This is a genomic window from Pseudomonas borbori (assembly GCF_900115555.1).
GTDB classification, from domain to species: Bacteria; Pseudomonadota; Gammaproteobacteria; order Pseudomonadales; family Pseudomonadaceae; genus Aquipseudomonas; species Aquipseudomonas borbori.
This window is the reverse complement of record NZ_FOWX01000004.1, coordinates 71,401-89,459: the sequence shown is the minus strand read 5'-3', so window position 1 is coordinate 89,459 and position 18,059 is coordinate 71,401. Positions and strand designations below refer to the sequence as shown.

Below are 18,059 nucleotides of genomic sequence, written 5' to 3'. Positions count from 1 at the left end.
AGGCATCGCCCACTAACTTTGCCCGCCGGCTGGGCCGTTGCCGCACAAAGATACTCGAACGAAGGCGCGCAGACGCGCCATAATGAGCCGCTCGCGTTTTGCCACAAGGAGTGTCTGATGGAGCAGCTGAGTTGCATACGCCAAGCGCAGTCTTGCGCCACCGACGCGCAACAGGCCGCGCAGGAATTCCATGCCGGAGTGGCGCAGCCCGACATGGCGCTGGTGGTCTTCTTCTGCTCCAGCGAGTACGACCTGGATGTGCTCGCCGGCGAAATCCAGCGCCTGTTCGCCGGGGTGCAAGTCGTCGGCTGCACCACTGCCGGAGAAATCGGACCGGCCGGTTGCCTGGAACACAGCCTGACCGGGGCAAGCTTTGCAGCGAGCCATTTCAGCGTTGCCAGCGGCCATCTCGAACATCTGCAGCAATTCGATGCCGACGCGGGCCAAGCCTTCGCCCAGGAATTGCTGCAAGAGCTGCACGCCCAGACCGCGCACAACGACACGGACAACAGCTTCGCACTGCTGCTGATCGATGGTTTGTCGCGGCGGGAGGAACCGGCAACCCGGGCATTCCAGCGCGCGCTGGGCAAGCTCCCGTTGATCGGCGGTTCAGCGGGCGATTCCATGCAGTTCGTGAAGACCCATGTCTACTGGCAGGGCCGATTCTGTTCCGACAGCGCCATCCTGGTTCTGCTGAGCTCGCGCCTGCCCTTGCGGATATTCAAGACCCAGCATTTCGTGACCACGGAGCAACGCCTGGTTGTCACCGAAGCCGCTGCTTCCTCCCGGGTCGTCCAGGAAATCAATGGCCTGCCGGCAAGCCAGGAATACGCCCGAATGCTCGGCATCGATGCCTGCGATCTCGACTCCGTGCGCCTGGCCGCCTGGCCGCTGGTACTGACGATCGGCGGCACGACCTACGTGCGCGCCGTCCAGAAAGCCAACCCGGATGGCAGCCTGACGTTCTTCTGCGCCATCGAAAACGGACTGGTGCTGCGGCTGGCGCAGGGCGTGGATCTCCTGCACAACCTGGAGCAGACCTTTGCCCGGATACGGGCCGAGATCGGCCCGCCACTGCTGGTCCTCGGGTTTGATTGCATGGGGCGCAAACTGGAAATTGCCCAGAGCCCCGACAAACAGCGGATCGGCGAGGTCCTGCTGCAGAACAACTGCGTCGGCTTCAACACCTACGGCGAACAGTTCCGCGGCGTGCATGTCAATCAGACGCTGGTCGGCATCGCGATAGGCGCGCATACCCCGGAGACCGACGATGCCTGAACCCGCCGAGCAAGCCACGGAACGCGAAATCGTCCGGCTCAACAAGATCATCCGCGCCCTGATGGACCGCGCCGAGCGCAGCGCCAATGCCCAGGGCTCGGACTTCGACCTGTTCCAGACCACCATCATGCTGGAAGAGCAGGTACTCAGCCGCACGGCGGAGCTGCAAGCGGCCCTGGGCGAGAACGAGAAAATCACCCATGAACTGCGCCAGACCCAGAGCGAACTGGTGGCCACGGCGCGCCAGGCCGGCATGGCCGAAATCGCCACCAACGTGCTGCACAATGTCGGCAACGTGCTCAACAGCGTGAACGTCTCCGCCGAGCTGGTCAGCCGCCGGGTGCGCGCCTCCAAGGCCCAGGGGCTGGCCAAGGCGGTCCAGCTGATCAACCAGCACGCCGCCGACCTCGGCGACTTCATCAGCCACGACGCCAAGGGCAAGTTGCTGCCGACCTACCTGAATCAACTGGTCGAGGCCATCGCCGCCGAGCAGCAGGCCATTGTCGAAGAACTCGCAAACCTGGCCAAGAGCGTCGGCCATATCAAGGAGATAGTCGCCACCCAGCAGTCCTATGCCGGCGCGTCGAGCATGGTCGAGCCGGTACGCCTCGCCGACTTGCTCGAAGATGCCCTGCGCATCCACGCCGAGGCGCTCGGCCGCCAGCGGATCAGCGTGCTCAAGGCGTTCGCCGAGACGCCTCCGCTATTGCTCGACAAGCATCGGCTGCTGCTGATCCTGGTCAACCTGATCGGCAACGCCAAGGATGCGCTGTCGGCCCCGGCTAACCAGTCGCGAACCCTGACCCTGAGCGTAAGGCTGCTGGACGAGGGCAACCTGCGAATCTGCGTGCAGGACGATGGCGAAGGCATCGCCGCGCAAAACCTCACCCGGATCTTTGCCCACGGCTTCACCACCCGCAAGAATGGCCACGGTTTCGGCCTGCACAGTTGCGCGCTGGCGGCCATGGAGATGGGCGGCAGCCTGACGGCCCATAGCGAGGGGCCTGAGCGAGGGGCGACCTTCACCCTCGAATTACCCATTAGCAGGCCGTTGAAAAACGTAGGCGAGGCAGGCGAGACAAGGCAAAAATGGCCGAAAAAACGGAGTTTACTGCAGTAAATGAGCATTTTGAGGCCATTTTTAACGCCGTATCGACAACGTAGGTAGTTTTTCAACAGCCTGTTAGAGCCACACTGGATAGCCTATGAGTACGCTGCACAACCGACGCATCCTGCTGATCGACGATACACCCTCGATCCATGAGGACTTCCGCAAGATCCTGCTGCTCGATACCCAGGCGGAGGCCGAACTGGATGCGGTCGAGGCGGCGCTGTTCGGCGAGGAGGTCAAGGCTAGCGCCCCAGCGTTCGAACTCGACTCGGCCTACCAGGGCCAGGAAGGCCTGGCCAAGGTCTGCCAGGCCATGCGTGCAAACCGCCCCTACGCCCTGGCCTTCGTCGACATGCGCATGCCGCTGGGCTGGGACGGCGTCGAGACCATCGAACAACTCTGGCAGGAAGACCCGCGCCTGCAGATAGTGATCTGTACCGCCTACGCCGACTACTCCTGGGAAGAGGTGCTCGACCGCCTCGACAGCCGCGATCGCCTGCTGATCCTGAAGAAGCCCTTCGACAACATCGAGGTCTGCCAACTGGCCAATACGCTGACGGTCAAGTGGGAAATGACCCAGCGGGCGGCCCTGCAGATGAGCGACCTGGAGGCCAAGGTCGTCGAGCGCACCCGCGAGATCAGGCAAGCCAGCGAAGCGCTGCAGGTGGAAATCGTCGAACGCAAACAGCTGCAGAGCCAGCTGCTGCAAGCCGAGAAATTGGCCTCCATCGGCCAACTGGCGGCGGGCGTCGCGCACGAGATCAACAACCCGATCGGCTATATTTCCTCCAATTTCTGCACGCTCGAGGGTTATTACGCAGGGCTGCTGGAGATGCTGAGTGCCTACGAGGCCGTGGAGCAGACCGTGGGTTCACCGGAGGTGGTGGCCAAGCTGCAAGCCCTGCGCGAACGCCTGGAGCTCGACTTCCTCAAGGAGGACATCCCGCAGCTGATGCGCGAATCCAGGCAGGGCATCGCCCGGGTGCGCCAGATCGTACAGGACTTGAAGGACTTCTCGCGGATCGACTCGACCCAGGAATGGCAGTGGGCCAATCTGGAGGAAGGCATCGACTCGACCCTCAACATCGTCGCCAACGAGATCAAGTACAAGGCCGATGTGGTCAAGCAATATGCGGGCATCGGCGAGATCGAATGCCTGCCCGCGCAACTCAACCAGGTCATCCTCAATCTGCTGGTCAACGCCGCCCAGGCGATGGGGCCCGAGCGGGGTACGATCAGCATTCGCACCGGCACGACGGCCGAGCGGGTCTGGATTGAGGTGGCGGATAGCGGCCAGGGCATTGCCGCGCAAGTCCTGCCGCGGATCTTCGAGCCCTTCTTCACCACCAAGCCCATCGGCCAGGGCACCGGGCTGGGTTTGTCACTCTCCTATGGCATCGTGCACAAGCATAACGGCACGCTCAATGTGGACAGCGCAGTGGGCCTGGGCAGCACCTTCCGTCTTGAACTGCCGGTGCGCCAACCCGTGCAGCCTGAATGACTGCATGCGCTCGCGAATGCCGAGCTGGGTAACCGATCACGCTTGGCACTTCGCCCTCGCCAGCAGTTTCGGGCATGCTAGTGCCTCGCATGGAGGAGCAAGTTTCCGACTGTTGCCTGCCGTGCGCCGAGAGTGACCGAGGAGCCCGCATGTCCGCCTTTGCTGCAACCAACCAAGACCGCACCCTCGACCTCGGCGACCTGTTGCGCGAACTGGTCGCCCAGGGCCGGGTCGACCAGGACAGTGCCGAGCAGTGCCTGGCGATCCGCCGCAGCGCGGTGAACAATCAGCAGCATCCGCTGGAATTTCTCGCCGCCCAGCAGGTCGACGACCTCAGCCGTCCGGGCAACAAGCTCGACCTGGAAAGCCTAACCGTCTGGCTGGCACAGTTCGCCGGCCAACCCTACCTGCGCATCGACCCGCTGAAGATCGACGTCGCCGCCGTCACCCCGCTGATGTCCTATGCCTTCGCCCAACGGCACAAGATCCTCGCCGTGGCGGTGGCCCCGGATGCGGTGACCATCGCCAGCGCGCAACCGCTGATGCACAGCTGGGAAGCCAACCTGACCCACGTGCTCAAACGCCCGATCAAGCGGGTGGTGGCCAACCCGGCGGATATCCAGCGCTTTACCGTGGAGTTCTACCGCCTGGCCAAGTCAGTCAGCGGCGCCAGCGCCGGCGACATGAAGATCAGCGGAGTCGGCAACTTCGAGCAGTTGCTCAACCTCGGCGCCCAGGACCAGGAGCCGGACGCCAACGACGCGCATATCGTCAACATCGTCGACTGGCTGTTCCAGTACGCCTTCCAGCAACGCGCCAGCGATATCCATATCGAGCCGCGCCGCGAGCAGGGCAGCGTGCGCTTTCGCATCGACGGCGTGCTGCACACCGTCTACCAGTTCCCGCCGCAGGTGACCATGGCGGTGGTCAGCCGCCTGAAGAGCCTGGGCCGGATGAACGTGGCGGAGAAGCGCAAGCCCCAGGACGGCCGGGTCAAGACCAAGACCCCGGACGGCGGCGAAGTCGAACTGCGCCTGTCGACCCTGCCCACCGCCTTCGGTGAAAAGCTGGTGATGCGCATCTTCGACCCGGAAGTGCTGCTGAAAAGCTTCGACCAGCTGGGCTTCTCGCCGGACGACATGAGGCGCTGGGCCGACATGACCGGCCAGCCCAACGGCATCATTCTGGTCACCGGCCCCACCGGCTCGGGCAAGACCACCACCCTCTACACCACGCTCAAGCAACTGGCGACCTCCGAGGTCAACGTCTGCACCATCGAAGACCCGATCGAGATGATCGAAGGGGCCTTCAACCAGATGCAGGTGCAGCACAACATCGACCTGACCTTCGCCAGCGGCGTGCGCGCGCTGATGCGCCAGGATCCGGACATCATCATGGTCGGCGAGATCCGTGACCTGGAAACCGCCGAGATGGCGATCCAGGCCGCACTCACCGGCCACCTGGTGCTCTCGACCCTGCACACCAACGACGCGCCCAGCGCTATCACCCGCCTGCTCGAACTGGGCGTGCCACATTACCTGCTCAAGGCCACCCTGCTCGGGGTCATGGCCCAGCGCCTAGTGCGTACCCTGTGCCCGCACTGCAAGGCGCCGCACGAGCTCAGCGAAGACGACTGGCACAGCCTGACCAAGCCGTGGAACGCGCCGCTGCCGAGCGGCGCGCACAAGGCCGTGGGTTGCCTGGAGTGCCGCGATACCGGCTACCGCGGGCGCGCCGGGGTCTACGAGATCATGCAGCTGGGCGATGCGATCAAACCGCTGATCAGCGCCGACACCGACCTCACGGCCCTGCGCCGGCATGCCTTCAAGGAGGGCATGCGCAGCCTGCGCCTGTCCGGTGCACAAAAAGTCGCCGCCGGCCTGACCACCATCGAGGAAGTACTGCGGGTCACGCCGCAGAGCGAACAGAAGTAGCGCACGACCGCCGAGGCTTAACCGTAGGATGGGTTAGCCGCTCAAGCGATGGTTGATCGAGCTGCATTCTCTGCGCGGCGTAACCCATCATCGCGGAGCACCTGCTGGCGCCGTGTCGAGTTACGCCCAACCCAAGGTCCGTCGGCTTACCCGCTCAACGCTGGGCGACGACCGCCCCCTTGCGTGGCGGGCAGTTGAGGTAGGCCGAGCGCTGCAGCCAGCCTTGGTCCGGGTACCAGGCGAAGATGAACTGGCCGCCCTTGAGCTGATCGACCACCATCCGTGCCACCTCCGGCCGCACCGCCGGACAACCGAGACTGCGACCGATCCGGCCCTGGGTCTTGGCCAGGCGCGGGTCGACGTAGCTGGCGGCATGGATGACGATGGCGCGCTCGCGGGCAAGGTCGTTCACCCCCGGCTCGAGTCCGTCCATGCGCAACGAATAGCCGTGCTTGCCCCTGTAGCTCTCCGCGGCGCGGAACAGGCCCAGGCTCGACTGATAGCTGCCCTCGGTGTTGGAAAAGCGCGTGGCGAAATTCTCGCCGGAATGGCGCCCGTGGGCGACCAGATCGCTCAACAGCAGGCGTTGCTGCTGCAGATCGAAGATCCACAGGCGCCGCGCCGTCGACGGCTGCGCATAGTCGATCACCGCCAGGCGCTGCGCCGGTTCTGCACCATGCTTGAGTGCACACTGCATGGCCGCCAGCGCATGCTCAAGCACCTGGCGGTCGAGTCCGGGGGCGGCGCGCGTCAGACCGTCGACCAGTGGCGGCGGGGCGGCGGTCGCCGCCAGCCAGGGTGACGCCAGCAGGCACAGTCCGGTCAGAATGACACCGAGCCGACGGAGTGATTTGACCATGTGCAGAAAACTCCTGTGTACACTGCGGCGAACACTTATTTGACTGCCTAGCGCAATCACGAAACTGGCGAATCATGGACTGCAGAGCGCGATTGTACAAAAAAACCGCAGGCTTCCTGAGCGCCGGCTGTCTGCTGGCGCTGACGGTCCAGGCCTACGGCGTCGATGACAGCGCCAGCCGGGCGATCCGCCAGAGCTTCGCCGTGCAACCGAGCGCCTGCGCCCCAGCGCTCACGACCGCCGAGCTGCAGGTGCCTGGCCTGCTCCACGAATTCTATGCCCGTCAGGGATTCACCCCGCTCTGGCAGGAGCCTAGCCGGCGGACGGCGCTGCTGCACGAACTGGAACAACTGGCCGACGACGGACTCGAGCCGAACGAGTATCGGCTCGATCACCTGCGCACCCCACCACCGACGGATCTCCAACAGCGCGCCTGCGCCGACCTGCTGATCAGCCACAGCTACCTGCAAGCCCTGCAGCATCTGGCACGCGGGCGGGTGGCGCAAGAATCGATAGAACCCTTCTGGCGTGCCCCCGACAGTCTCAACCCGACACCACGCCCCAGCGTACTCGAGCTGGCCTGGCAAGGGCTCGACGACCTGCCGGCAGCCTTCGCCACGGCGCGCCCGGCCCTGCGCCAGTACCAGGAGCTGCGTCGCGCCTACGCCGAGCGGCGTCGCCGGCCACTCGCCGAGTGGCCGACGATTCCCGGCGGCCGCCTGCTGCGCCCGGACATGCACGATGCGCGCGTTCCTCTGCTGGCGGCCCGACTGGCCGCGGAAGGCTATATAGATGAGCAACCCGCCAGCGATCATTACGACGCCAGCCTGGTGGCCGCGGTGGAGCGCTTCCAGAGTCACCATGGTCTGCAGGCCGATGGTCTGATCGGCCCGCAAAGCCTGACCGCCCTGAATACCAGTGCCAGGGCACGCCTCGAACAGCTGCGGGTCAACCTCGAGCGCTGGCGCTGGCTGGCCGGCGACCTCGAGGCGCAAACCCTGCTGGTGGATATCGCCGGCGGCCAACTCAGCTATTACCGCGACCACCAGTTGCTGTGGCAGGGCCGCGCCCAGGTTGGCCGGCCGGCACGCCAGACGCCACAGCTCAAGTCGCTGGTCAGCCGCCTGACCCTCAATCCGACCTGGACCGTACCGCCGACCATCATGCGCGAGGACAAGCTGCCGGAGATCCGCCGCGACCTCGGCTATCTGCAGCGTCAGCAGTTGCGCGTGCTCGACCGCGACGGCAAGCCGCTCGACCCGGCAACGGTCGACTGGCAGCAGCCCGGCGCGATCATCCTGCGTCAGGATGCCGGGCCGCAGAATCCCCTCGGGCAGTTGGCCATCCGCTTCGCCAACCCATTCTCGGTGTACCTGCACGACACCCCCAGCCAGCACCTGTTCAACAAGTCGCCGCGTACCTTCAGCTCCGGCTGCGTGCGCATCGAAGGCATCCTGCAACTGCTCGACGCCCTGCTGCCGGTCGCTGACTGTGCCGAGATCGCCCGCCTGCTGGCCAGCGGCAAAACCACGGAGTTCCCGCTGCGTGAGCGCCTGCCGATCGTCCTGGCCTACTGGACCGCCACGGTCGACGCCGACGGTGCGCTGATCCTGCGCAACGACCTCTATGCACGGGATCGAAAATTGCTCGCCGCCCTGCAGCGCAACAACTACTGATTCACAAGTCCGCCTGGCGCCCGGGCAAAACGCCAGCTATAGGCATACAATCGGCCGCCACCCTACAAGCTCTGCGCAAGGAACGACGCCTCATGGAAATCGGCAGCGTGATCTTTCTCTTCGTCGGCCTGGCCGTCGCCGTGGTCTTCATGGGTTTCAAAGTGGTGCCCCAGGGCTCCCAGTGGACGGTCGAGCGCTTCGGTCGCTACACCAACACCCTGAACCCGGGCCTGAACATCATAGTGCCGGTGATGGACCGCATCGGCCACAAGCTCAGCGTGATGGAAACGGTGCTGGATATTCCGCCGCAGGAAGTGATCACCGCCGACAACGCCACCGTGCAGATCGATGCCATTTGCTTCTTCCAGGTGATCAACGCCGCCCAGGCGGCCTACGAAGTGAACAACCTCACCCATGCGATCCGCAACCTGGTGCAGACCAACATCCGTACCGTGCTCGGCTCCATGGAGCTGGACGCCATGCTCAGCCAGCGCGACGCGATCAACGAACGGCTGCTGCGCACCGTCGACGAAGCGACCGCGCCCTGGGGCATCAAGATCACCCGCATCGAGATCAAGGACATCAGCCCGCCCGCCGACCTGATGGCGGCCATGTCCGGACAGATGAAGGCCGAGCGCATCAAACGCGCGCAAATCCTCGAAGCCGAAGGCCTGCGCGCCGCCGCCATCCTCACCGCCGAAGGCAAGAAGCAGGCGCAGATCCTCGAGGCCGAAGGCGAGCGCCAGGCCGCCTTCCTCGAAGCCGAAGCCCGCGAGCGCGCCGCCGGCGCCGAAGCCGAAGCCACCCGGGTGGTGTCCGATGCCATCGCCAGCGGCAACGTGCAGGCGATCAACTACTTCGTCGCGCAGAAATACATCGACGCCCTCGGCCAACTGGCCAGCGCCGACAACAGCAAGGTGATCCTGATGCCGCTGGAGGCCAGCCAGGTGATCGGTGCGGTCAGCGGGATCGGTGAAATCGTCAAAGCCACCTTCGGCGCCGAGAACAAGGGTTAAGCCATGTGGGACAGCCTGCAACACCTGTCGTACTGGAACTGGCTGGCGGTCGGCACCCTGCTGCTGATCCTCGAGGTGTTCGGCGCCGGCGGTTACCTGCTGTGGATCGGCCTGGCTGCCGCCTGCGTCGGCGTGCTGACCTTCCTGTTCCCCGAACTGCCCTGGACCCTGCAGTTCATCCTGTTCGGGGTGCTCTCGGTGCTCACCGCGGTGCTCTGGTGGCGCCGCCAGCGCAGCGCGGCCAAGCCTTCCGACCAGCCGGGGCTGAACCGCCGCGGCAGCGAGCTGGTGGGCCGCCAGTTCGTCCTCTATGAAGCCATCGCCAGCGGCCGTGGCAAGATCAAGGCCGGCGACACCCTGTGGCTGGTCAGCGGCCCGGATCTGCCGGCCGGCAGCCAGGTTCGGGTGATCGGCCAGGACGGCGTACTGCTCAAAGTCGAAGCCAGCGGGTGAGCGCCCCGCTCCTCGCGCCGCTGGCAGCGACGCAGGATGGCGCCGCCCTCGACCTGCTCGACCGGGCCTTTGCCAGCGACCCGACCCTCGGCTGGTACCTGTTCGCCGAGCGTGCGGATTTTGCCCAACGCCGCCGCGCCTATCTGGCGGCGTATCAACGCTTGCACCGCGCCAACGGCATGCCGATCCTCGCCGCCTGGCAGGCCGGACAGCTGGTCGGCGCCGCCTATTTCAGCCTGACCGGGCAACATCCCAGCGCCGGCAGCCTGGAGCACATCGGCCAGGCGATCCGCCAGCAGTGCGGCGCAGACTGCCTGGCCCGCCTCGACCAACTGCTCGAGGCCTTCGAGCAGCAGCCGAGCCACTCCGGCAGCGCGCGCATCGAGTTCATCGCCGTGGCGCCCGACCGGCAAGGCCGGGGCATCGGCAGCAGCCTGCTGAGCCAGACCCTGACCCAACTGCGCCAGCAGGGCTGCCAGCTTGTCGCCCTGGAAACCGGCGAGCCGCGCAACCTGGCGCTGTATCGGCGCCACGGTTTTGCCCAGAGCGGCCACCTGACGCTGGCGGGCCTGCACCAGTACTACCTGCAAGCGAACTGCTAGCGGCGGCGCCTAGGCTGGCAGCGCTGAAGGTCATCGAGATGTCCCTAACGCTTCGCGGCTGAAGCGCAACGCCCTCTTATCAAAAAAACCGTATGTCATTGATTTTATGGGTTATGACGTTCCTTGCGGGAGGGGCTTTAGCCGCGAAAGCTTTCGAAGTCCCCACAAAAAACATCGCGGCTAAAGCGGGACGCCGCCCGGCCCCTCCCACAGCTACCCACAAGCCGACAGACACGCTTGCCTCCAGTTTGTTGCGCGACAGCGCTCCGTCGAAGTCGGCGAGCGAACTTGCGGCAGCCGCCGCGACGATTCCCACGCAGAACGCCATCGAGCCTGCGCAGCTTACCCGCACCAGGCACGCCCGCCCTTGATCGGCCTGGTTGAACCCCTGGCGGCGAGTTGGACTCCTAATACATAAGCAAACCTTGCGGAGGTCACTCATATGCGCCGTTTGAATCCGTTGATTTTCACCGTACTCGTCGCCTTCACGGCCCCGACATTCGCGGACAGCCTGGTGCGCGACATCCTCTCGTCCGGGGCGACCACGGCCTCGACCTACCTGACCTTCAAGGACAAGAAGCTGATCGTGCCGGTGCGTGACGATGCCAGCAGCTATGTCGCCAGCGGCGGGCAGATTCGCGGCCCCTACCTGGAAGCCGCGCTGAACCAATTGCGCGCCGAGCATCCCGATCTGCAGGCCAGCGACATGCAGTTGGCCAGCGCCATCCTCGCCGCGGAACAGCAGTAGCAGGCCACCGAAAATCCGCGCCAGCCCATTGCACGTCAGGGCGGATACTCTCGCGCAGGTGCCCGAAGTCGTAGTCGGACAGACCTACGTACTCCAGCAGCCGCTCGATGCTCTGCCACTCATGGTCCTCGGCCTGGTTGCCCAGCACCCGCGCAAGCGGCCAACAGATCCCGGGCACAGGGAAAATCCCGGGCCTGCGCCTGTCTCTGGCGAAACGGCTATAATCGCGCTCTTTTTCCGGAGAACACCCCATGTCCCTGCCCAGCCTGCGGCTTAAAGCCAACGCCGATCGACGCCTGCGCGCTGGTCATCTGTGGGTCTACAGCAACGAAATCGATGTCGCCGCCACGCCCTTGCACGGCTTTGCCGCGGGCGATCAGGCGATCCTCGAGGCGGCCGGCGGCAAGGCGCTGGGCGTGGTCGCACTGAGTCCGAACAACCTGATCTGCGCCCGTCTGCTGTCGCGCGACGTCAAGCACGTACTGGACAAGTCCCTGCTGGTGCACCGCATCAATGTCGCCCTGTCCTTGCGCCAGCGCCTGTTCGACCAGCCCTGCTACCGCCTGGTATTCGGCGACTCCGACCTGCTACCGGGCCTGGTGGTGGATCGCTTCTTCGACATTCTGGTGGTGCAACTGGCCTCGGCGACCATGGAACGGCACAAGGACGAGGTGCTCGCCGCACTGATTCAGGTGTGCAAGCCCAGCGGCATCCTGCTCAAGAACGACTCCGCGGCGCGCGATGCCGAAGGTCTGCAGCGTTACGTCGAGACCGCCTTCGGCGTGGTGCCGGAATGGGTGGCGCTGGAAGAGAATGGGGTAAGGTTCGAAGCCCCGGTGGTCGAAGGGCAGAAGACCGGCTGGTTCTTCGACCACCGGATGAACCGCGCACGCCTGGCGCCCTACGTCAAAGGCAAGCGCGTACTCGACCTGTTCAGCTATATCGGCGGCTGGGGCGTGCAGGCTGCAGCCTTCGGCGCCACCGAGGTGATGTGCGTGGACGCCTCGGCCTTCGCCCTCGACGGCGTCGAGCGCAACGCCGCGCTCAACGGCCTGTCGGAACAGGTCGCCTGTATCGAAGGCGACGTGTTCGCCGCCCTCAGGGAACTGAAAAGCGCCGAAGAGCGCTTCGACGTGGTGATCGCCGATCCGCCCGCCTTCATCAAGCGCAAGAAGGACCTGAAGAACGGCGAAGCCGCCTACCGCCGCCTCAACGAAGCGGCCATGCGCCTGCTCAACAAGGACGGCATCCTGGTCAGCGCCTCCTGCTCCATGCACCTGCCGGAAGACGACCTGCAGAACATCCTGCTGACCAGCGCCCGCCACCTCGACCGCAATATCCAGCTGCTGGAACGCGGCGCCCAGGGTCCGGATCACCCGGTGCACCCGGCCATCGCCGAGACCCGCTATATCAAGAGCCTGACCTGCCGCCTGCTGCCCAACAGCTAACAGGCCACTGGAAATTCTGGCGGGCGAAGGCAAACCTGGGCCGTATTCGGCTGCTACTGCGCTTCTCGACATGGCAACGCTGCATAGTCGAGCGCAGTGGTTTTTCAAGACTATGCCCCAGTAGTGTGTTGCGTTCAGGCTTCGGCGCTCAAGTGTGACGGATCTGACCCCGTAGGGTGCGCCGTGCGCACCAGCGCTGGCTGCAGACTCTTGGTGCGCACGGCGCACCCTACCTATTGCGACTCTTGCAAGCTCCCCAAACGCCCCATGCTGCAATTCCCTGTAGGAGCGGGCCATGCCCGCGATCCGCGTGCGGCCAGACACTTTCGCGGCCATGGGACTGGGCGTCCCCGCCGCGCCTACAGAGGGCGCGGTTTGCCCCCTCTCCCGCATGTGGGCAAGGGGATAATCTGAGCCGCCGCGCAATCGTGCGCCGCATATCTGGGGCATAGCCTTTTTCATCAGCTTGCCAAGCCCCGCGCACCAGCCGAGTGCGTTTCGGCAGGTACCCCCTCCCCCTGTGCTGTTACCACTTCTCCCACCCAGCTAGCGCAAACCCCAAGCTGAACTAGGCTTAGAAACACGCGTAGCGCAGCCGTGCATGGTTATGGCTGGCTGGCCTGCTTATTGCTTTTGGTTATTTCCATAACAGCTGCTCGTATCGACAAGCGAACGAGACAGTTGACTGAAGCGGTCACTGTTCTGATGGAAAGCTGGGGAGGATTATGGCTGAGCAAGCTGGGGACAAAGCGTTCCTACAATTCACCAATGTGAAGAAGACCTACGACCACAAGACCCTGGTGGTCAAGGATTTCAACCTGGATGTGGCCAAGGGCGAATTCATCACCCTGCTCGGCCCCTCCGGCTCCGGCAAGACCACCTGCCTGATGATGCTCGCCGGCTTCGAGGACGTGACCAGCGGCGAGATCCTGATCAACGGCCGTTCGGTCACCAGCATTGCCCCCTACGCCCGCAACATCGGCATGGTGTTCCAGCAGTACGCCTTGTTTCCGCACATGACCCTGCGCGAAAACCTCGCCTACCCGCTGAAAATCCGCAAGAGACCCAAAGACGAAATCAAGGCCAAGGTCGACGAGTACCTGTCGCTGGTCGAGCTGCTGGATTTCGGCAACCGCTTTCCCGGGCAACTGTCCGGTGGCCAGCGCCAGCGTGTGGCCCTGGCCCGGGCGCTGATCTTCGCCCCGGATATCGTCTTGATGGACGAGCCGCTCGGCGCCCTCGACAAGAAGCTGCGCGAGCAGATGCAGTTCGAGATCAAGCGCCTGCACGAGCAGCTCGGCTTCACCGTGATCTACGTCACCCATGACCAGACCGAAGCCCTGACCATGAGCGACCGCATCGCCGTGTTCAACAACGGCATCGTCCAGCAATGCGCCGCGCCCCACGTACTCTACGAACGCCCGGCCAACCTGTTCGTCGCCGATTTCATCGGCGAGAGCAACAAGCTCAAGGGCACCATCGAGTCGGTCGGCGACGACCGCGTCGGCGTGCGCCTGGAAGACGGCGGCCTGGTCAGCAGCCTGAAGGCCAACTGTTGCGAGATCGGCCTGCCGACCACAGTGTCGATCCGCCCGGAAAAACTCACCTTCACCGACCGTCTCGGCAGCGCCGGCAACCAGGTCAAGGCGCGCTTCGTGACCCGCCACTATGTCGGCGAATACATCCGTTACCACTTCGCCACCGCCGACGGCACCGAACTGGTGGTGAAAAACCTGAACGACAGCTCGGCACCGCAGTTCAGCAACAGTGACGAGGTCGCCCTGGCCTGGCTGCCCCAGGACAGTCAGGCACTGGACCGCCCAGTCGCCGCGTCTACGCTTTAACCACACAACTAAAAGCAATGGAGCACAGCAATGGCTAGATCACTGACTACCCGCTTTTCCACATTCGCTTTGGCTGCAGCGTTAGGCACGGCCACCTTCGCCGCCAGCGCCCAGGACAGCCTGACCGTGGTGTCCTGGGGCGGCGCCTATGGCGCGGCGCAACAGAAACACGTCATCGACCCCTACCAGAAAGACACCGGGGTCAAGGTGCTGTTCGAGGACTACTCCGGCGGCGTGGCCGAGATCAAGGCCCAGGTCGAATCCGGCAATATCCAGTGGGACGTGGTCGACTTCGAGGTGATCGACCTCGAGCGTGCCTGCTCCGAAGGCCTGCTGGAAGTCATCCCGCATGAGACCCTGCCGGCCGGCGTGGACGGCACCCCGGCGGCAGAAGACTTCATTCCCGAGGCCCTGGCCAGCGAATGCGCGGTCGGCAACATCGTCTGGTCGGTGGTATTCGCCTACAACGAGAAGACCATCGGCGGCACCAAGGCGGCGGACATCGACGACTTCTTCGACACGACCAAGATCCCCGGCAAGCGCGCCATGCGCAAGCGCCCGCAGGTCAACATGGAATGGGCCCTGCTGGCCGACGGCGTAGCGCCGGAAGAGGTCTACGAAGTGCTGGCCACCGCCGAAGGCCAACAGCGCGCCTTCGACAAACTGGCCACGATCAAGAACGACATCGTCTGGTTCGACTCCTGGTCGCAGGCCCCGCAACTGCTCAACGACGGCGGCGCGGTGCTGGTGCAATCGGCCAACGGTCGCTTCTACGACGCCATCCGCCAGGAGAACAAGCCCTTCGTCATCGTCTGGGACGGCCACGTCTACGACCTCGACGCCTGGGCCATCGTCAAGGGCTCGCCGAAGAAGGACCTGGCCCTCAAGTTCGTCGCCTACGCCACCGGCTCCAAGCCGCTGGCAGGCATGCCGGACGTGGCGTACGGCCCGACCCGCAAGTCCTCCACGCCGATGATGGACCCGACCGCCGCCCCGCACCTGCCTACCGCACACCTGGATAAAGGCATCCAGGCCAGTTCGGAATTCTGGGCGGATTACGGCGAGTCGCTCGGCGAGAAGTTCAACGAGTGGCTGCTCAAGTAGCGACGTAGGGGTGGGTTGGCCAAAGGCGTAAACCACCCATTCGCTCTTACCCGCAGCATTGCTGGTGGGTTATGCCGTTTAGCGGCTAACCCACCCTACACGGAGTCATGTCTTGTCCGCCCTGACCACTACCGAAGCCGGTCAAGCCGCCAGCGCCCGCAGCAAGAAACGCCTGACCGCCTTTCTGTTCGTGGTGCCGTTGCTCGCCTTCATTCTCCTGACCTTCGTTGCGCCCATCGGCAGCATGCTCTGGCGCAGCGTGCATCACCCGGCCGTGGCCGAACTGATCCCGCTGACCCTGGTGGAGTTGCAACGCTGGGACGGCCACGCAATACCCGATGAAACGACCCTCAACGTATTTGCCCTGGAGCTGCATGGCCTGGCCAAGCAGCGCCTGTCCGGCAAACTGTCCGAGGAGCTCAACCGCGCCTATACCGGCATGTCCAGCGTGGTCAAATCCAGCGCCCGACGAATCGGCCGACTGAAAATAGAACAGCTTGAGAGCCAAGGCGCCGAGACCCTGCTACAGGCGCATCGCAACTGGAGCAAAGCGGAGGTCTGGTACGCGATCAAACGCGCCGGCCAGATCTACACCTACGACTACTACCTGACCGCCCTCGACCTGGAGCTGCACCCGGAGCAGGGCATCCAGGTGCGCGAAGACACGCAGATCTACCTGCAGCTGTACGGCAAGACCCTGAACATGGCGCTGGTCATCACCCTGTTCTGCGCCCTGCTCGGCTACCCGCTGGCCTACTACCTGTCCGGTCTGCCGGAAAACCGCGCCAACCTGCTGCTGGTGCTGGTCCTGCTGCCCTTCTGGACCTCGCTGCTGGTGCGCACCACCGCCTGGATCGCCCTGTTGCAGACCAACGGCGTGATCAATTCATTCCTGCTCAGCAGCGGCCTGATCGGCCAACCGATCGAGATGCTCTACACCTCGTTCGCCACCATCATCGCCATGACCCATATTCTCCTGCCGTTCATGATCCTGCCGCTATACAGCGTGATGCGCGGCATCGACCCCAGCTACCTGCGCGCGGCCATGTCGCTCGGGGCCAAGCCGATTCCGGCGTTCGCCCGGATCTACTTCCCGATGACCCTGCCGGGCCTGAGTGCCGGCGCCCTGCTGGTGTTCATCATCTCCGTGGGCTACTACATCACCCCGGCGCTGGTCGGCGGCACCGACGGGCAGATGATCAGCAACATCATCGCCTTCCATATGCAGCGCTCGAACAACTGGGAACTGGCCGCCGCGCTGGGCTCCTTGCTGCTCGGCCTGATTCTCGTGCTGTACTGGCTGTACGACCGTTTCGTCGGCGCCAGCAATATCAAACTGGGATAGCGCAGACGATGAAAATCCCCAGCTACTTTGGCTTCTGGCACCACCTCGGCGCCTGGCTGTTGAAAACCAGCTCCTGGCTGGTGCTGCTGTTCCTGATCATGCCGATCCTGGTGATCATTCCGCTGTCATTCAACGTCGAGCCGTTCTTCAGCTTCACCGAAGGCATGCTCACCCTGCAGCCGGAAGCCTATTCGCTGCGCTGGTACCGGGAGATCTTCAGCGACGCGAAATGGATCCTGGCGATCCAGAACAGCTTCCTGATCGGCATCTTCGCCACCATCCTCGCCACCGTACTGGGCACCTGCGCCGCGGTCGGCCTGGCCCGCGACGACATGCCCTACCGGCGCTTCATCACCGCCCTGCTGCTGTCGCCGATGATCGTGCCGCTGATCATCACCGCTGCCGGGATGTTCTTCTTCTATTCCGACCTGGGCCTGGCCGGCAGCTACCTGGGGGTGATCCTGGCCCACGCGGCCCTGGGCACGCCCTTCGTGATCATCACCGTGACCGCGACCCTGACCGGTTTCGACTATTCCCTGGCGCGCGCCGCGATCAACCTGGGCGCCACGCCATTGCGGGTGTTCTTCGACATCATCATGCCGCTGATCCGCCCCGGGGTGATCAGCGGCGCGCTGTTCGCCTTCATCACCTCGTTCGACGAGGTGGTGGTCATCCTGTTCATGGCCGGCCCCCAGCAACGCACCATCCCGCGGCAGATGTTCTCGGGCCTGCGCGAGCAGATCAACCCGAGCATCCTGGCCATCGCCACCCTGCTGATCCTGGTGTCCATCGCCCTGCTGGTGACCATCGAGCTGCTGCGCCGGCGTGCCGAGCGCCTGCGCGGCGTCGAACTGATCGAATAACCCGCTCACGCGTTAGTTAACTAAGCGCTCCGCGCTTTCGCCGCCACACCGCCTGGGCTTAGAATCGTCCCTTTGCTGCCGCACCCAGGCGGACGTGTAACAGGCCGAGCCAGCGCAGACCCCGCGCCAACCTCCGCCCCGGCCCTGCAAATGGTCACTTCCGTTTGCCTTGGGCCTGAACCCGGCTCAACATACGCCCCAACAGCCCGTTGCGCGCACGCGGCCTTCGCCCAGGCGATTGCCAGCGAATGCGTGACCTGAACAGCCTTTGCAGGAC

14 protein-coding genes and 2 pseudogenes are annotated in these 18,059 nt (G+C 64.4%); 14 read left to right on the top strand and 2 right to left on the bottom strand.

From position 1 onward, the window contains the following. The first annotated feature begins 198 nt into the window (after positions 1–198). The 4 genes and pseudogenes from BM315_RS04135 to tfpB all read left to right on the top strand — a co-directional run bounded on the left by BM315_RS04135 (position 199) and on the right by tfpB (position 5,824). Positions 199–1,278, top strand: coding sequence for an FIST N-terminal domain-containing protein (locus BM315_RS04135; RefSeq protein WP_212632931.1), 1,080 nt, complete (start codon positions 199–201; stop codon positions 1,276–1,278). Between the two features lie 187 nt (positions 1,279–1,465). Further along, positions 1,466–2,398, top strand: a pseudogene (locus BM315_RS04130) (sensor histidine kinase); the annotation flags it as partial. Between the two features lie 85 nt (positions 2,399–2,483). Next, a complete protein-coding gene (locus BM315_RS04125; protein ID WP_090498104.1) occupies positions 2,484–3,890 on the top strand; it encodes an ATP-binding protein in 1,407 nt (468 codons plus the stop codon). 149 nt (positions 3,891–4,039) lie between these two features. Further along, on the top strand, positions 4,040–5,824 hold the full coding sequence (gene tfpB / locus BM315_RS04120; protein WP_090498102.1) for a type IV pilus assembly ATPase TfpB: 1,785 nt from the start codon (positions 4,040–4,042) through the stop codon (positions 5,822–5,824). A 154-nt stretch (positions 5,825–5,978) separates the two neighbouring features. Here tfpB and BM315_RS04115 read toward each other — a convergent pair whose 3' ends face one another. Beyond that, complete coding sequence (locus BM315_RS04115; RefSeq protein WP_090498100.1) at positions 5,979–6,683, bottom strand: murein L,D-transpeptidase catalytic domain family protein; 705 nt, start codon at positions 6,681–6,683, stop codon at positions 5,979–5,981. 92 nt (positions 6,684–6,775) lie between these two features. On the opposite strand from BM315_RS04115, the gene BM315_RS04110 reads away from it, so the two are divergent. The 5 genes from BM315_RS04110 (at position 6,776) to BM315_RS04085 (ending at position 11,178) form a co-directional block, all read left to right on the top strand. Then, a complete protein-coding gene (locus BM315_RS04110; protein ID WP_090498098.1) occupies positions 6,776–8,359 on the top strand; it encodes a L,D-transpeptidase family protein in 1,584 nt (527 codons plus the stop codon). Positions 8,360–8,451: 92 nt separating this feature from the next. Then, entirely contained in the window at positions 8,452–9,375 is a 924-nt protein-coding gene (locus BM315_RS04105) for an SPFH domain-containing protein (protein WP_090498095.1), read from the top strand. A 3-nt stretch (positions 9,376–9,378) separates the two neighbouring features. Next, a complete protein-coding gene (locus BM315_RS04100) occupies positions 9,379–9,828 on the top strand; it encodes an NfeD family protein (protein ID WP_090498093.1) in 450 nt (149 codons plus the stop codon). Further along, positions 9,825–10,430, top strand: a complete 606-nt coding sequence (locus tag BM315_RS04095) for a GNAT family N-acetyltransferase (RefSeq protein WP_170862159.1) — start codon at positions 9,825–9,827, stop codon at positions 10,428–10,430. The genes BM315_RS04100 and BM315_RS04095 overlap by 4 nt, the downstream gene beginning before the upstream one ends. 442 nt (positions 10,431–10,872) lie before the next feature. Next, positions 10,873–11,178, top strand: a complete 306-nt coding sequence (locus BM315_RS04085; protein ID WP_090498087.1) for a DUF2388 domain-containing protein — start codon at positions 10,873–10,875, stop codon at positions 11,176–11,178. Between the two features lie 40 nt (positions 11,179–11,218). Here the strand turns inward: BM315_RS04085 and BM315_RS24215 are convergent. Further along, positions 11,219–11,329 (bottom strand): annotated as a pseudogene (locus BM315_RS24215) (HDOD domain-containing protein); the annotation flags it as partial. Between the two features lie 100 nt (positions 11,330–11,429). Here BM315_RS24215 and BM315_RS04080 point away from each other — a divergent pair. From BM315_RS04080 to BM315_RS04060, 5 genes are all read left to right on the top strand, one after another. Beyond that, positions 11,430–12,626, top strand: a complete 1,197-nt coding sequence (locus BM315_RS04080) for a class I SAM-dependent rRNA methyltransferase (RefSeq protein ID WP_090498085.1) — start codon at positions 11,430–11,432, stop codon at positions 12,624–12,626. A 725-nt stretch (positions 12,627–13,351) separates the two neighbouring features. Then, positions 13,352–14,470, top strand: coding sequence for an ABC transporter ATP-binding protein (locus tag BM315_RS04075; protein ID WP_090498083.1), 1,119 nt, complete (start codon positions 13,352–13,354; stop codon positions 14,468–14,470). A gap of 30 nt (positions 14,471–14,500) precedes the next feature. Continuing rightward, entirely contained in the window at positions 14,501–15,574 is a 1,074-nt protein-coding gene (locus BM315_RS04070) for an ABC transporter substrate-binding protein (protein WP_090498081.1), read from the top strand. A 112-nt stretch (positions 15,575–15,686) separates the two neighbouring features. Then, positions 15,687–16,919: an ABC transporter permease gene (locus BM315_RS04065; protein ID WP_090498078.1), complete on the top strand. Its 1,233-nt coding sequence runs from the start codon at positions 15,687–15,689 to the stop codon at positions 16,917–16,919. 8 nt (positions 16,920–16,927) lie between these two features. Further along, entirely contained in the window at positions 16,928–17,782 is an 855-nt protein-coding gene (locus BM315_RS04060; RefSeq protein WP_090498076.1) for an ABC transporter permease, read from the top strand. The last annotated feature ends 277 nt before the right edge of the window (positions 17,783–18,059 follow it).

Coding starts and splice junctions, on each gene's coding strand:
- BM315_RS04080 (WP_090498085.1), top strand. CDS start 11,430: ATGTCCCTGCCCAGCCTGCGGCTTAAAGCCAACGCCGATCGACGCCTG.
- BM315_RS04085 (WP_090498087.1), top strand. CDS start 10,873: ATGCGCCGTTTGAATCCGTTGATTTTCACCGTACTCGTCGCCTTCACG.
- BM315_RS04070 (WP_090498081.1), top strand. CDS start 14,501: ATGGCTAGATCACTGACTACCCGCTTTTCCACATTCGCTTTGGCTGCA.
- BM315_RS04125 (WP_090498104.1), top strand. CDS start 2,484: ATGAGTACGCTGCACAACCGACGCATCCTGCTGATCGACGATACACCC.
- BM315_RS04100 (WP_090498093.1), top strand. CDS start 9,379: ATGTGGGACAGCCTGCAACACCTGTCGTACTGGAACTGGCTGGCGGTC.
- BM315_RS04075 (WP_090498083.1), top strand. CDS start 13,352: ATGGCTGAGCAAGCTGGGGACAAAGCGTTCCTACAATTCACCAATGTG.
- BM315_RS04105 (WP_090498095.1), top strand. CDS start 8,452: ATGGAAATCGGCAGCGTGATCTTTCTCTTCGTCGGCCTGGCCGTCGCC.
- BM315_RS04060 (WP_090498076.1), top strand. CDS start 16,928: ATGAAAATCCCCAGCTACTTTGGCTTCTGGCACCACCTCGGCGCCTGG.
- BM315_RS04115 (WP_090498100.1), bottom strand. CDS start 6,683: ATGGTCAAATCACTCCGTCGGCTCGGTGTCATTCTGACCGGACTGTGC.
- tfpB (WP_090498102.1), top strand. CDS start 4,040: ATGTCCGCCTTTGCTGCAACCAACCAAGACCGCACCCTCGACCTCGGC.